Source organism: Streptomyces sp. 3N207 (assembly GCF_052246355.1).
In the GTDB taxonomy this organism is placed as follows: domain Bacteria; phylum Actinomycetota; class Actinomycetes; order Streptomycetales; family Streptomycetaceae; genus Streptomyces.
Window position 1 is genome coordinate 149,227 of the sequence record NZ_JBQQBV010000015.1, and the last position, 12,272, is coordinate 161,498.

Annotated in this window: 15 protein-coding genes; 7 read left to right on the top strand and 8 right to left on the bottom strand. The window is 69.2% G+C overall.

Features of this window, described 5'->3' with window-relative positions:
* Positions 1–18 precede the first annotated feature (18 nt).
* Both ACTWP9_RS23480 and ACTWP9_RS23485 read right to left on the bottom strand, forming a co-directional pair.
* Complete coding sequence (locus ACTWP9_RS23480; RefSeq protein ID WP_443248216.1) at positions 19–693, bottom strand: TetR-like C-terminal domain-containing protein; 675 nt, start codon at positions 691–693, stop codon at positions 19–21.
* Between the two features lie 436 nt (positions 694–1,129).
* A complete protein-coding gene (locus ACTWP9_RS23485) occupies positions 1,130–1,810 on the bottom strand; it encodes a GDSL-type esterase/lipase family protein (RefSeq protein WP_443248217.1) in 681 nt (226 codons plus the stop codon).
* A 58-nt stretch (positions 1,811–1,868) separates the two neighbouring features.
* On the opposite strand from ACTWP9_RS23485, the gene ACTWP9_RS23490 reads away from it, so the two are divergent.
* The gene (locus tag ACTWP9_RS23490) at positions 1,869–2,897 is read left to right on the top strand and encodes a hypothetical protein (RefSeq protein WP_443248218.1); all 1,029 of its coding nucleotides are present in this window, start codon (positions 1,869–1,871) and stop codon (positions 2,895–2,897) included.
* A gap of 65 nt (positions 2,898–2,962) precedes the next feature.
* On the opposite strand, the gene ACTWP9_RS23495 is transcribed toward ACTWP9_RS23490, so the two are convergent.
* Both ACTWP9_RS23495 and ACTWP9_RS23500 read right to left on the bottom strand, forming a co-directional pair.
* Positions 2,963–3,715, bottom strand: coding sequence for an anti-sigma factor family protein (locus ACTWP9_RS23495; protein ID WP_443248219.1), 753 nt, complete (start codon positions 3,713–3,715; stop codon positions 2,963–2,965).
* Positions 3,712–4,254, bottom strand: coding sequence for a sigma-70 family RNA polymerase sigma factor (locus tag ACTWP9_RS23500; RefSeq protein WP_443248220.1), 543 nt, complete (start codon positions 4,252–4,254; stop codon positions 3,712–3,714). The genes ACTWP9_RS23495 and ACTWP9_RS23500 overlap by 4 nt, the downstream gene beginning before the upstream one ends.
* Before the next feature lie 205 nt (positions 4,255–4,459).
* Here ACTWP9_RS23500 and ACTWP9_RS23505 point away from each other — a divergent pair, with 205 nt between their 5' ends.
* Complete coding sequence (locus ACTWP9_RS23505; RefSeq protein ID WP_443248221.1) at positions 4,460–5,518, top strand: CHRD domain-containing protein; 1,059 nt, start codon at positions 4,460–4,462, stop codon at positions 5,516–5,518.
* A gap of 92 nt (positions 5,519–5,610) precedes the next feature.
* Here the strand turns inward: ACTWP9_RS23505 and ACTWP9_RS23510 are convergent, their stop codons facing one another.
* Both ACTWP9_RS23510 and ACTWP9_RS23515 read right to left on the bottom strand, forming a co-directional pair.
* A complete protein-coding gene (locus ACTWP9_RS23510) occupies positions 5,611–5,808 on the bottom strand; it encodes a DUF397 domain-containing protein (protein WP_443248222.1) in 198 nt (65 codons plus the stop codon).
* A 16-nt stretch (positions 5,809–5,824) separates the two neighbouring features.
* Positions 5,825–6,664 (bottom strand): DUF5753 domain-containing protein, encoded by an 840-nt coding sequence (locus tag ACTWP9_RS23515; protein ID WP_443248223.1) that lies wholly within the window; start codon positions 6,662–6,664, stop codon positions 5,825–5,827.
* Between the two features lie 270 nt (positions 6,665–6,934).
* On the opposite strand from ACTWP9_RS23515, the gene ACTWP9_RS23520 reads away from it, so the two are divergent.
* Positions 6,935–7,057, top strand: coding sequence for a hypothetical protein (locus ACTWP9_RS23520; RefSeq protein WP_443248224.1), 123 nt, complete (start codon positions 6,935–6,937; stop codon positions 7,055–7,057).
* On the top strand, positions 7,054–7,428 hold the full coding sequence (locus ACTWP9_RS23525) for a hypothetical protein (RefSeq protein ID WP_443248225.1): 375 nt from the start codon (positions 7,054–7,056) through the stop codon (positions 7,426–7,428). Before ACTWP9_RS23520 ends, ACTWP9_RS23525 begins: the two co-directional genes overlap by 4 nt.
* A gap of 295 nt (positions 7,429–7,723) precedes the next feature.
* On the opposite strand, the gene ACTWP9_RS23530 is transcribed toward ACTWP9_RS23525, so the two are convergent.
* Positions 7,724–8,533: a TetR/AcrR family transcriptional regulator gene (locus tag ACTWP9_RS23530; protein WP_443248226.1), complete on the bottom strand. Its 810-nt coding sequence runs from the start codon at positions 8,531–8,533 to the stop codon at positions 7,724–7,726.
* A gap of 96 nt (positions 8,534–8,629) precedes the next feature.
* Here ACTWP9_RS23530 and ACTWP9_RS23535 point away from each other — a divergent pair, with 96 nt between their 5' ends.
* Positions 8,630–9,640 (top strand): ATP-binding cassette domain-containing protein, encoded by a 1,011-nt coding sequence (locus ACTWP9_RS23535; RefSeq protein WP_443248227.1) that lies wholly within the window; start codon positions 8,630–8,632, stop codon positions 9,638–9,640.
* Positions 9,637–10,479 (top strand): ABC transporter permease, encoded by an 843-nt coding sequence (locus tag ACTWP9_RS23540; protein WP_443248228.1) that lies wholly within the window; start codon positions 9,637–9,639, stop codon positions 10,477–10,479. The genes ACTWP9_RS23535 and ACTWP9_RS23540 overlap by 4 nt, the downstream gene beginning before the upstream one ends.
* A 146-nt stretch (positions 10,480–10,625) precedes the next feature.
* Here the strand turns inward: ACTWP9_RS23540 and serC are convergent, their stop codons facing one another.
* Positions 10,626–11,744: a phosphoserine transaminase gene (gene serC, locus ACTWP9_RS23545; RefSeq protein WP_443248229.1), complete on the bottom strand. Its 1,119-nt coding sequence runs from the start codon at positions 11,742–11,744 to the stop codon at positions 10,626–10,628.
* Positions 11,745–11,848: 104 nt separating this feature from the next.
* Between serC and ACTWP9_RS23550 the strand changes: the two genes are divergently transcribed.
* Entirely contained in the window at positions 11,849–12,220 is a 372-nt protein-coding gene (locus ACTWP9_RS23550; RefSeq protein ID WP_443248230.1) for an MmcQ/YjbR family DNA-binding protein, read from the top strand.
* Positions 12,221–12,272 lie beyond the last annotated feature (52 nt).

Sequence of the window (12,272 nt, forward strand, 5' to 3'; positions counted from 1 at the left end):
AAGCCCCGTGGGCTGCGGCTACCCGCGCCGGGACCCCTCGTCGGATTCGCTTCTGGTACGGAAGATGCCCTCGACAGCGCCGAGATAGGCCGACTCGGCGCTGATGCGGGCGAGTTCGGCGTCGATGGGGCGGCGCGTGATCAGCAGCCGGTAGTAGAACGGTGCGCCGATGGCCGCGATGACTTCTTCCGCGTCCGTGTCGGCGGGGATCTCGCCCCGCTCGACGGCCCGCTCCAGCAGCACGGCGACCCGCTTTATCCGGTTCTTGAACACGGCGCGCAGCACCTCCGCCGCTCCCGGCTCCCGGGCCGCAGAGGTGACGACGGCTTCGACCAGGCGCCGGTTGCGTGCCAGGGCGTAGAACTCGGCGATGGACTGCGTCACCGCGTGCAGATCCGCGCGCAGACTGCCGGCGTCGGGGATCGGGATCGTCCCGCTGTGCTGGCTGAGCATGTCGGTGATGACGCCCTCGACCGTGCGCCAGCGGCGCCGGATCGTCGCGGCGTGCACCCCCGAGCGCTGGGCGATCCGGTCGATGGTGAGGGCGGAGAACTCCTGGGTGCCCAGCTCCTCCCAGGTTGCTTTCAGCACGGCGGCGCGGGTACGTGCGGTCCGTCCGCCGGGCCGGGTCGATCCGTGCGGTCGGGAGGATTCGTCGGGTTGGTCGAATCCGTGCTGTCGTGGGGCAGTCATCGTTCCACGTTGCGTCGAGGCTCAGGTTCCGATTAATGTTCCCCGCACTTAGTGCGCGCACACGCGCATTAGTCGGGGGATGCCGCGAGCGTCCCGCGGTGCGGTACTGAACCGCCGCACTCGAGGCGTTCGCGGCACACAAGGCGTCAGTCTGGCTCAGCGGCGCCGCCGGTGACGTACTCAGCCGCAGGCCGTACGGGGTTCCGACGCGAAAGGTACGCCGCCTGGCTGGATTCTGCCGCGGTGGGCGGCACTTGGGCGGGACCTGACGCTACTTGCATGAGTCCAACGGGAATTGACGGGTCCTAAGGGCTTTGTGTTCCTGCGCTTTGTGCTTCTGGGCTTTGTGTTTCTGGGGCTTGCGTCCTGTGGGCTTCGTCGGCGGCCGGCCGCGCGGGAAGCGCTGCGACCGTACCGGCGCCGGCGTATGCGGCAGTTAAAGCGCGGGTGCCCTGCGGTACGGACCGCCCACGTCCCACGCCTGGTGCAGTGCTTCGGCGAAGGCGGCGGCCATCCGGTGCTCGCCCTCGGCCGAGGGATGGGTGCCGTCGTAGGTGTCCCGTTCCGGCGACCAGTCCGCCGGCACCGAGGCCAGCAGCAACGGCGAACGCGGCTCGGACAGCTCCGCGACCGCCTTGGCCAGCAGGGTGTTGAACCGCGCGCACTCGGCGGCGAACTCGGGGTCGTTGGCGGCGCGGACGTTGGGGATGACGGGCAACAGCACCGCGCGCACGGTGGGGTTGGCGGCGCGTGCCTGCGCCAGGAAGAGCTCCACGTTCGCGACCGTCTGCTCGGCGTCGGTGTAGAAACCGAGGTCTATCAGCCCGAGCGAGACCAGCAGCGTGTCCGCCCGGTACGTGGCCACCGTCTCCTTGATGAGCGGCGCCATGTGCAGCCACCCCGCACCCCAGCCCGCGAGATGGCCCCGCGCGTGGACCGGGAAGCGCAGGTCGGCGTAGGCATGGCTGCCCTCGTGCAGCGCGGTGCGGGGGCCGGCGATCTCCCAGGTCTCGCCGTCGGGGACGGTACGGGACAGGTGCTGCCACATCCGGTAGCGCCAGGTGTGCTCTCCGGCTGCCCCGATCGTCATGGAGTCGCCGACGAAGAGAACGCGCATCCGCACATCCTCGGGGATCACGCGCTGAGCTGCACCGTGATGCTGGACACTGGAGCCTATGTCTGTGCGTACGCGTTGGGCCGGGACGGTTGTCGGAGCGATGGCGATCGTGGGTGGGGTGGTGGCCCTGCCGGCCGGGCCCGCCGCCCTTGCCGCCGAAGGGCCCGACGGGTTCACCATCCGTGACTCCCGGATCACCGAGTCGAGCGGTCTGGCCGCCGGCCGCGCCCACCAGGGCATCTACTGGACGCACAACGACTCCGACGACGGCCCGTACGTATATGCCGTCGACAGCCGCACCGGCAAGACCGTCTGCCGGGTGACGCTGACCGGTATCAAGCCCAGAGACATCGAGGCGATCTCCATCGGCCCGGACGGCAACGTCTACGTCGGCGACATCGGCGACAATCTGGACGGCTCCTGGTCCGAGGTGTGGATCTACCGCTTCCCCGAACCGAAGCGGCTGCGCGGCGATGTGGCCGTGACCCCCACCCGCTACACCGTCCGCTACGCCGACGGACCGCGGAACGCCGAGTCGATGATGGTGCACCCCAAGACCGGGCGCGTCTATATCGCCAGCAAGAGCGACAGCGGCAAGGGCGGCGTCTACGCGGGCCCCCAGCGGCTGACCGCGAACGGCGTCAACACCTTCTCGCGGGTCGCGAAGCTCGACTTCGAGGCCACCGACGGCGCGTTCTCGCCGGACGGCTCCCGGCTCGTGCTGCGCGGCTACTTCAGCGCGTTCGGCTACAAGTGGCAGCACGGCAAGCCGGAGAAGATCGGCTCCGTGTCCGTACCACTGCAACGACAGGGCGAGTCGGTGACCTTCGCGCCCGACGGGCAGACGCTGATGTACGGCTCCGAGGGCGAGAGCAGCGGCGTGGCGCCGGTGCGGCTGCACGGCGAGGCGGCGCCGCCCTCCCCGAAGGGCTCGGCCTCACCGAGCCCCGACTATCCCAAACCCGTCGAGCACGGCCCCCCGGGCGACGACGACACCCGCACCCTCGGCCTCGGCGCCGGCACCTTCATCGCCGCCCTGATCGCCTGGTTCGGCCTCCGCCGCCTCTTCACCCGCCGCCGCGACTGAGCCCGCCGTCGTCCCGGTCGTCACCGGAACGCCGCGACGCAAGGTGCGGGGATGTGGCTGCGCGGTCAGACATCGATCGAGGCCAGATGGCGGCCGTCGAGGGTGCGGATCTCGAAGCGGGCGAGAGCGGAGCGGGAGAACGCCGCGCCTCCGTGGGTGTAGAGCGGCTCGGCCCACCGCGAGCCCTTGATGCCGTAGCCGTGTTTCGGTACGGACCAGGTGGTGACGGTCTGCTTCGTGCCGTCCTCGCCGACCGCGATCAGCTCGCACTCCAGCGGTCCGCGTATGTGCCCCAGCTTGAGCGCGACGTGGGTGCCCCAGGGCTTCTTCTCCAGCGAGACGGCGGCCTGGGCCTTCGTCTTTGCGTCGACCGTGCCGATCTTCTCCCCATGTTCGTACATCTGACGGGCCGGGCTCGCGACATGCTCGGGCTCGCTGTCGTCGCCGCTCACCGCGAGGGTGGCCAGCGGCCCTCCGATGATCAGCACGAACACGGCGGCGACCAGCCACAGCCGGCGCGTACCGCGCTTGCGGCGCTCGGCGGCGGTCTCGGCCGCGGTGGCGGCGAGGAGCCGCTCCAGCATCTCGGGGCGCGGTCCCTCCGGTTCGAGGGGCGTGCCGCCCTCCCGCGCGTGCTCGGCGAGGAGTGGGGTGAGCGCCGTCATGGATTCCAGTTCGACGGCGCACCGGTCGCACCCGGCGAGGTGCTCCTCGAACTGCCGTGCCTCGTCGGCGTCGAGGACACCGAGCGCGTAGGCGCCCACGTCGGTGTGCTGAGCGGGCTCGGCTGCGGAGCCGGGTGAGTTCTGCGTGGTCACGGCGTCACCCCCCTTTCTTCCAGCGAGAGCTTCAGCGAACGCAGCGCGTAGTACACGCGGGATCGGACCGTTCCTGGTGGTATACGCAAAACCTCCGCCGCCTCGTTCACCGTCCGTCCCTTGAAGTACGTCTCGATCAGTGCCTCCCGGTGCGAGGCGCTCAGATCGGTCATCGCGTCGGAGATCGTCATCGTGCGCAGCGCGCGGTCGATCTCGTCGGGCGCGGGCAACTCCTCCAACAGCGCCGCGTCCACCTCGTGGGGTCTGGCCCGGCGCCCCCGGTGCCCGTCGATCACGATGCGCCGCGCGACCGTGACCAGCCAGGGACGCACCGATCCCGTCGCACGGCCGAGCTGCTCGGAGTTGCGCCAGGCGCGCAGCAGCGTCTCCTGGACGACGTCCTCGGCGCGGTGTCTGTCGCCCGCCACGAGGCGCAGTACGAAGGCCAGCAGCGGGCCCGCGTGTTCCTCGTAGAGCGCCCTCATGAGGGCGTCGTCCGGCGAGGTGCTGTCGGTGGTCACAACGGCATCGTTGCGCACGGAGTACCTCCGGTCGAGGGCTGCTGCGGTCGGACGTTGTTTCCTCGTCTCCTCGGGCGCGATACGGATGCAGAGGCCCGCGCGTTCAACGGAACTCGTGTGAGAAGGCGCTCATCTCCCTGTTGAGTGCTCGCCGCGGCTGCCTCGTACCACCCGACGAGAGCCGGTGCGGGGGCACCGGCCCGCCGATCACGGGGAGACAGCCATGAAGAACCGCCACGGCACCATCGCCTTCGCTCTGTCCGTCACCGCCGTCGCCGCGGCGGCCGGGGTGGGCCTGACCGTTCTGCCGGACAACGGCGGTGACGGCGGGAACGGCGACCGGAAGGACGACCGGAAGAGCGCGGACCACGGCAGCGGATACGCCGCACACAGCGCGCACGGCGCCAAACCTGCGGGCGGGCTCGGTACGCTCCACGGCTCGGACATGAGCAGTGCCGGGGCCACGTTCTTCGCGGGCAGCCTCAACGGCGCCAACGAGGTGCCTGCGGCAGGCGGTCCCGCCGTCGGCGACAAGGACGGCAAGGCGCTCGCGCTGATGCGGATCAAGGACACCAAGGTCTCCTTCGCCTTCAGCTTCCGGGGAATCGCGACACCCACGGCCGCGCACATCCACCAGGGCGTCAAGGGGAAGAACGGCGACATCAAGATCCCGCTCTTCGCGAAGAAGGCCGAGGAGGGCCGTACGACCGTGACCGGCAAGGTCACGGTCAAGGACACGTACCTCCTCGACGCGCTGCGCAGCGACCCGAACGGCTTCTACTTCAACCTGCATACCGGTGAGTTCCCCGGCGGCGCCGTGCGCGGCCAGGTGCACAAGCTGACCACGAAAGCCGACATGAACCGGATGCTGAGCAGTTCGCGGTCCTCCGTGATCAAGGGCTCGCAGATCTACACCTGCACCAAGCAGGACGACGGCACATACGCGTTCACGCAGAACAATGTGCGGGCTCTACTGGAGGGACGTATCGCCCACTTCTTCGCCAAGCCCGGTCCGGAGGGCCCGCCCGCGTGGCTGGCGCTCGACGGCTCGGCCGTGACAGGCAAGCTCCTCTCCAAGACCCCGAACGGCAAGAAGAACATCCCCGAACTGGACCTGGCGGCCAAGCAGGTCGGCAAGCACGGCGGCAAACTCTCGCGGACGGCGGAGATTCTGCGCCTCAACACCGAAGGAGGTGTCGCGCCTTCGGGTACCTGCGACCCGATGAAGCAGCGGAAGGTGGCCGTGCCGTACCGGGCCGACTACGTCTTCATCAACCGCTGAGCGGGCTGACGGGGGTGAGCCCGCTCAGCAGGGGGCGCGGCGGCCCCGGCTTCTCTCCCCGGAAGGGGAAGAGCCGGGGCCGCCGCGCACTGTCAACTGGACTTGCGCCAGGTGGAGAAGCCTCCGCGCTTGGCGGCCCCTACGAAGGAGGCCCAGGCGGCTGCGTCGAAGATGATGGCGGGGCCGTGGGGGTTTTTGGAGTCGCGGACGGGGATGCCGGTGGGGTAGTTGTCCGACACCTCGATGCAAGCGCCGTCCCCGTTGTCGCTGTAGCTGGATTTGCGCCACACGGGCAGAGTCGATGCATCAGGAATCGTCTTCAACTTCGTACTCTTTCCGGTAAGTGCGGATCAGATCGAGTGATTCATCCTCTGTGAGGGCCATAGAGCGGGCCACGTCAAACGGTTGGGCCAGCCCAAGAACCTTTTTCGGGGACTCTACTAGTTCGCCGGAGCGGAAGCTTTCGATTGCAGCAACGCTTGCTCCATCGGGCAAGGTGTGCAAGGTAAGGCTCCCGCCGAGCACGGGGTGTGCCCCCTTGTCGAAGGGAAGGACCTGCATGGTTACCCTCGGACGGGCAGCGACCTCCAACAAATGGTTGAGCTGTGCAACCATGCAGGGCGGGCCCCCGATTGGGCGCTTGAGCGCCGCCTCATCCAGGATTGCCCAATAGTAGGGCGGTTCCTCCCGCTCCAGGATTCGTTGTCGCCTCATGCGGACGGCGACAAGATCGTCCAGCCGTTCCTCGGTTGCGCCCGGCTGGGCTCTCCGGAACAGCTCTCGCGCGTAATCCGGAGTCTGTAGAAGTCCGGGGACAATACTGCTGGTGCAAACTTGGATGCGTTCGGCCTGTGTTTCCTTGCTGAAGACGGTCCGGATGTAGTCCGGAATCAACCTGTCATGCGCCAACTCCAGCAGTTCCGCGAGCACTCCGTCCGTATCGAAGAACTCGTCCAGCGCCTCGACCAGCGCCTCGGAGGGGAGTTGCTCCCCCAGTTCCACACGGCCCAGGTAGCTGTGTGAGAAGCCGCCCACTCGCTCGGACAGTTGCCGGAGTGACAAGCCCCTGCGTTCACGGAGCCGCCGTAGCCGCCTGCCAAGGCGAAGGCGTGGGGTGAGCTTGCCGTCTTCGCTGTTCAACTCCATCCGTCGGACCTCTTTCCGTGAAGCAACCCGCTGTCAACGGCGGGTAATTGGTGACAGCGCCGAGTCGTGTCCGGCGGACGCGCCCGGCAATGATGGTGATGGTTGATGCACAGCGCGTAGCGACCCGCGCAACGAGTATGCACAAAGGGGGCGTTCGGAGTGGCCGGTATGGCGGAGAAAGGGCGATCGGTGAGGAAAGTGCGGGAGGCCGAAAGGGCGCGAGAGGTCCTACGGGTGGCGCTGCGGCACGCGGGAATCCAGCTGCCGGTGATGGATGTTCGCCCTCAGACGCGTACGGACGACACCGGATACGCCCTCGTCCGGCTCGGCGACTGCTCCGCGCCCGTGGCGCGCGACCTGGCGGCTGTCATCGAGAAGGGTGCGGCGCGGTGAGTACGGCGGGGCGCGCAGCAGCAGCCCCGTTCATCCTGGCCGTCGACCGCCCATGGCGCGAGGCGTGGCCACTGGCCGCTCAACCCGATGACGGTAACCAGTGGCTGACCGGCGCGTGTTGGTTGTACTGCCGACGTGAGGCCGCCCGCGTGCTGTGGGTCGGTTCCGTGCGGACTCCTGGCGCGATCGGCGACGTATACGGGTGCGGTCCGTGCGTCGCGGAGCTCGACCGCATGGTGCGGGCCCAGACCCGCGCACGGGACAGCGGCGACGTGGCCGTACCCAGGGCGCGTGCGTGCGAGCACTGGCGGATCGAGAAGCGGCATGGCAAGACCCGCTGCCAGGACTGCAAGCGCCAGCTCTACCTGTGAGCCGGTCCAGCGCCACACCCCGCCCGGCCAACCCTTATGGAGCGTCACTCCCCAAGGCGGTGACGTTTGCGGCACCCTGTCCGGCACCTTGCCCCCGGACGACCTCGACCCGCTCACGACCTCGACACCCGCTCACGACCTCGACCCGCTCACGACCTCGGTGAACAGCTTGGCCCGGCCTGCCGACGAGCCGTCACCCTGATCTCCCAGGCTCTGCCCGGCAGAGCGGCACGTTCCTGCCCGGTTGAGCAGCCGCCTGGCTCGCGACGCACCCGCGAGGTTCGTGGGCCGGGCGTCAGGACGCCGGTCCGCGCTGGTCGATGAGGCGTTGGAAGCCGTCCAGGAGGGCTCGTACGGCGAAGCGCAGGGTGTCGGCGGCGGCTGCGGCGAACGCGTCGTCGTCAAGTGACGCGATCCTGGTGTAGCCCTGTTCTTCCATGGCGCGCACCAGGTACGGCTCTTGTGTACGCCAGAACTCCTCGTCGCTGACCCCGGTCTGCTGTGCTGCCTGTTGGTGCAGCACATGCGAGCGGGCAGAGCCCAGTACGAGATTGTCGAGGGCGACGAAGACGTTGACTTTCTCCTGGCCGCTGAGCGGCAGTCCGTCGAGTGCGGCCAGGGCGAAGTCGAAGTCGGCCATCGAGTTGGGGCCGAGGACGGGGCGGGCCTGGTTGATCTGGAGGAGCCAGGTGTGCGCTGTGTAGAGCTCCCAGGACTGTTCGGCGATCAGCTCCAGCCTCTCCCGCCACCCCTTGGAGTGCCACTCCTCCGACTCCTCCGACTCGTCCGGTGAGCCCTGCACATGATCGAACATCAGGGCCACCAGTTCGTCCTTGCCGGGCACATAGCGGTACAGCGACATGGTGCCGACGCCCAGTTCGGTGGCGACCCGGCGCATGGACAGGGCGGTCAGCCCCTCGCGGTCGGCGAGTTCGACGGCGGTGGTCACGATCTGCGTCAGCGTCAGGCCGGGCTTGGGGCCGCGCGCGGGGCGGTCCCGCCCGGTGCGGCCCCACAGCAGGTCGAGGCTGCGGACCAGCCGGGCGTGGCCGTCGTCGCCGTGACTTTCCTGGTCGCCGCGGTCCGCGGGGTGCTTGGTCGTCATGGTGTGGCCATCCTAGGAAACCCCCTTGCACTCCTCTGCGTAGGCTGTACGCTTTTTCATCTGGGTACAGCGTACCCAGATTCAAGGAGGGGATGTATGTCCGCACCGGACCCGGCGACCACCGACTTGCCGTACTCCGTCGTCGCCGAGGGGCTCCGTAAGACCTACGGCGACAAGCACGCGCTCGACGGTCTCGATCTGGCCGTGCCCCGCGGCACCGTCTTCGGGCTGCTGGGCCCGAACGGCGCGGGGAAGACCACCGCCGTACGCGCCCTGACCACCCTCATCCGGCTCGACGGGGGCCGCGCCACCGTCGGCGGGTACGACGTGAGCCGCCATCCGCGCGCGGTGCGCCGGAGGATCGGTCTCACCGGGCAGCACGCCGCGGTGGACCAGATCATCACGGCGCGGCAGAACCTGGAGATGTTCGGCCGACTGTTCCACCTGGGCGCGGCCCGCGCCCGGCGCAGGGCAGCCGAACTGCTCGACCAGTTCGGGCTCACCGAGGCGGCCGACAAACAGCCGCAGGACTTCAGCGGCGGTATGCGGCGCCGGCTCGATCTGGCCTCCAGCATGATCCTGGCGCCCGAGGTGCTCTTCCTGGACGAGCCGACCACCGGGCTCGACCCCCGTGGCCGCAGCGAGGTGTGGGACGCGGTGCGCGGACTGACCGAACAGGGCACCACCGTCGTACTGACGACGCACTACCTGGACGAGGCGGACAAGCTCTCCGACCGGATCGCCGTCATCGACCGGGGCCGCAACGTCACCGAGGACACCCCGGCCGGGCTCAAGCGGGCGATCGGCGGCGACCGGATCGAGGTCGTCGCCGCCGAGGCCCGCGACCTGCCCGCCGTCATGGCCGCCGTGGCCCGGGTCGCGGAGGGAGCCGAGCCGGAGACCGACACCGCCGAACTCCGCGTCCACGCACCCGTCTCCGCGGGGGTTCCGGCCCTCACCGAGGTGGCGCGGCGCCTCCAGGACGAGGGCGTGGTGGTGGCCGACATCGGCCTGCGCCGCCCCACGCTGGACGAGGTCTTCCTGGCCCTGACCGGCAATCGCACCGAGCAGCAGGAGAGCGCGGAGCACCAGGAGGTCACCGTATGAGCGCCGTGCAGATCGCAGAGCAGCAGACCGCGGAGCGGCAGGGCGAAGGGCGGCGGCTGTACTGGGCGGTCGCCGACTGCTGGACGATCGTCCGCCGCGACCTGACCCACCTGGTGAAACAGCCGTCCATCATCGCCTGGCAGCTCGGCTTCCCCATCGTGTCCGTGCTGCTGTTCGTCTATGTCTTCGGCAGTGCGATGGACGTCGGCAAGGGGGTGGACTACAAGGACTACGCGATGCCTGGGATGTTCGCCATGACCATGGCGTTCGGCTTCATGAACACGGCGATGGCCGTCGTCGTGGACAAGGAGCGCGGCGTCACCGACCGCTTCCGTTCCATGCCGATGGCGCCCTCAGCGGTGGTGACCGGGCGCGGTGTCTCCGACGTACTGCACGCGGCGCTCGACCTCGCCGTGATGGCGGCGATCGCCCTGGTCATCGGCTGGCGTTCGGACGGCAGCCTGCTCAACACGCTCTGGGCGTTCGTGCTGCTGCTCCTGCTGCGCTTCGCGCTCATCTGGATCGGCGTGCTGCTCGGCCTGCTCGCCAAGAACCAGGAGTCGGCGGGCAACCTGTTCGCCGTCGCCTTCCCCTTCGGCATGGTCTCCAGCGTCTTCACCCCGCCCTCGGCGATGCCGGACTGGCTGGGCGCCGTCGCCATGTGGAACCCCGTCTCGGCCACCGCGAACGCGGTACGCGAGCTGTACGGCAACCCGCTGCCCACCGGCGGCAGCTGGATCGAGGAGCACTCGGAGCTGATGGCGGTCGTGTGGCCGCTGGCGCTCACGGCCATCTTCCTGCCGCTGGCCGTACGCCGGTTCCAGAACCTCAGCAGCTGAGGTGGCGCCCCGAAGGGGCGCGGGGAACTGCTCCCCCAGCCTCCGGCCGGGAGGTGCCCCCACAACCACAACACACCTGCGGCCTGCGGACGGCAAACAGGGGCACCCCCTCTCCAGCACAGCGGAGAGGGGGTGCCCGGCACAGCTCAGAGGCGCTCGATCACCCAGTCGATGCAAGAGGTCAGCGCCTCCACATCGGCCGGCTCGACAGCCGGGAACATCGCGACCCGCAACTGATTGCGGCCCAGCTTGCGATAGGGCTCGGTGTCCACGACACCGTTCGCCCGCAGCACCTTGGCCACAGCGGCAGCGTCCACGCCGTCGGCGAAGTCGATGGTGCCCACGACCTGCGAGCGCTGCCCCGGGTCGGTGACGAACGGGGTCGCGTAGGACGCCTTCTCCGCCCAGCCGTAGAGCCGGGAGGAGGAGTCGGCGGTACGGGAGACGGCCCACTCCAGACCGCCCTGCCCGTTGAGCCACTCCAGCTGGTCGTCGAGCAGGAAGAGCGTGGCCAGCGCCGGGGTGTTGTACGTCTGGTTCTTGCGCGAGTTGTCGATCGCCGTCTGCAGGTCGAAGAACGCCGGGATGTGCCGGTCCGAGGCGGCGATCCGCTCCGCGCGCTCGATCGCCGCGGGGGAGAAGACCGCGATCCACAGCCCGCCGTCCGCGGCGAAGGACTTCTGCGGCGCGAAGTAGTAGACGTCCGTCTCGGCGATGTCGACCGGCAGCCCGCCGGCGCCGGAGGTGGCGTCCACCAGGACGAGTGCCCCGTCGTCGGAGCCCGGCACGCGCCGCAGCGGCATGGCGACACCGGTCGAGGTCTCGTTGTGGGTCAGCGCGTACACGTCGACGCCCTGCTCGCCGCGCGCCTCGGGGTGGGTGCCCGGGTCGCTCTTGATGACGCTGGGCTCGCCGAGCCACGGCGCCTGCGCGGCGGCCTTGGCGAACTTGGAGGAGAACTCGCCGAACGACAGGTGCTGTGACCTGTTCTCGATCAGGCCGTGGGTCGCCACGTCCCAGAAAGCGGTGGAGCCGCCGTTGCCGAGTACGACCTCGTACCCCTCGGGCAGCGAGAAGAGGCTCCGTACGCCTTCGCGCACCTTTCCGACCAGGTTTTTGACGGGCGCCTGCCGGTGGGAGGTGCCCATGAGAGAGGTACCGGTCGCAGCCAGGGCGCTGAGCGCCTCCGGACGCACCTTGCTGGGGCCCGAGCCGAAACGACCGTCGGCGGGCTTGAGGTCAGCGGGAATCTGGAGATCAGCCACGGGGTCAGCCTAGTGCCGCCGTCGCGCGCGTTCCTGCCGCTGTCCAGCGCATGAGACGAACGGTGGACAAGGAGAGTGTCGGTAAGGGCTCCTAAGCTGGGCGTATGACAGCACGTCGCAGACCCGGTCCCGACGACGTACGGCGCCTCGCCCTCGCTCTCCCCGAGACCAAGGAGGTGGAGGCGTGGTCCATGCCGACCTTCCGGGTGGCCGGGAAGATGTTCCTCACCATGCCGGACGACGAGTCCTCGTTCGCGGTGCGCTGCCCGCGTCTCGAACGCGGGGAGCTGATCGCCGCCGAGCCGGAGAAGTTCTGGGTGCCGCCGCACGAGGCGGGCTCGAACTGGGTGCGGGCGCGGCTGGTGGCGCTGGAGGACATGACGGAGCTGCGGGACATCGTGGTCGACTCCTGGCAGCAGGCCGCGCCACCCCGGCTGCTGGAGACGCTCACGGCGCTGGACCCGTACGCGGAGTGAAGTGCCGCGTGAGGGGACTCTCCGCAGGTAGGACGCATTTCGGCAGCCGATA

Bases quoted from the DNA above. Each gene is read 5' to 3' on its own strand.
- ACTWP9_RS23480 (WP_443248216.1), bottom strand. From the start codon at position 693: ATGACTGCCCCACGACAGCACGGATTCGACCAACCCGACGAATCCTCC.
- ACTWP9_RS23485 (WP_443248217.1), bottom strand. From the start codon at position 1,810: ATGCGCGTTCTCTTCGTCGGCGACTCCATGACGATCGGGGCAGCCGGA.
- ACTWP9_RS23490 (WP_443248218.1), top strand. From the start codon at position 1,869: ATGTCTGTGCGTACGCGTTGGGCCGGGACGGTTGTCGGAGCGATGGCG.
- ACTWP9_RS23505 (WP_443248221.1), top strand. From the start codon at position 4,460: ATGAAGAACCGCCACGGCACCATCGCCTTCGCTCTGTCCGTCACCGCC.
- ACTWP9_RS23515 (WP_443248223.1), bottom strand. From the start codon at position 6,664: ATGGAGTTGAACAGCGAAGACGGCAAGCTCACCCCACGCCTTCGCCTT.
- ACTWP9_RS23520 (WP_443248224.1), top strand. From the start codon at position 6,935: ATGGATGTTCGCCCTCAGACGCGTACGGACGACACCGGATACGCCCTC.
- ACTWP9_RS23530 (WP_443248226.1), bottom strand. From the start codon at position 8,533: ATGACGACCAAGCACCCCGCGGACCGCGGCGACCAGGAAAGTCACGGC.
- ACTWP9_RS23535 (WP_443248227.1), top strand. From the start codon at position 8,630: ATGTCCGCACCGGACCCGGCGACCACCGACTTGCCGTACTCCGTCGTC.
- ACTWP9_RS23540 (WP_443248228.1), top strand. From the start codon at position 9,637: ATGAGCGCCGTGCAGATCGCAGAGCAGCAGACCGCGGAGCGGCAGGGC.
- ACTWP9_RS23550 (WP_443248230.1), top strand. From the start codon at position 11,849: ATGACAGCACGTCGCAGACCCGGTCCCGACGACGTACGGCGCCTCGCC.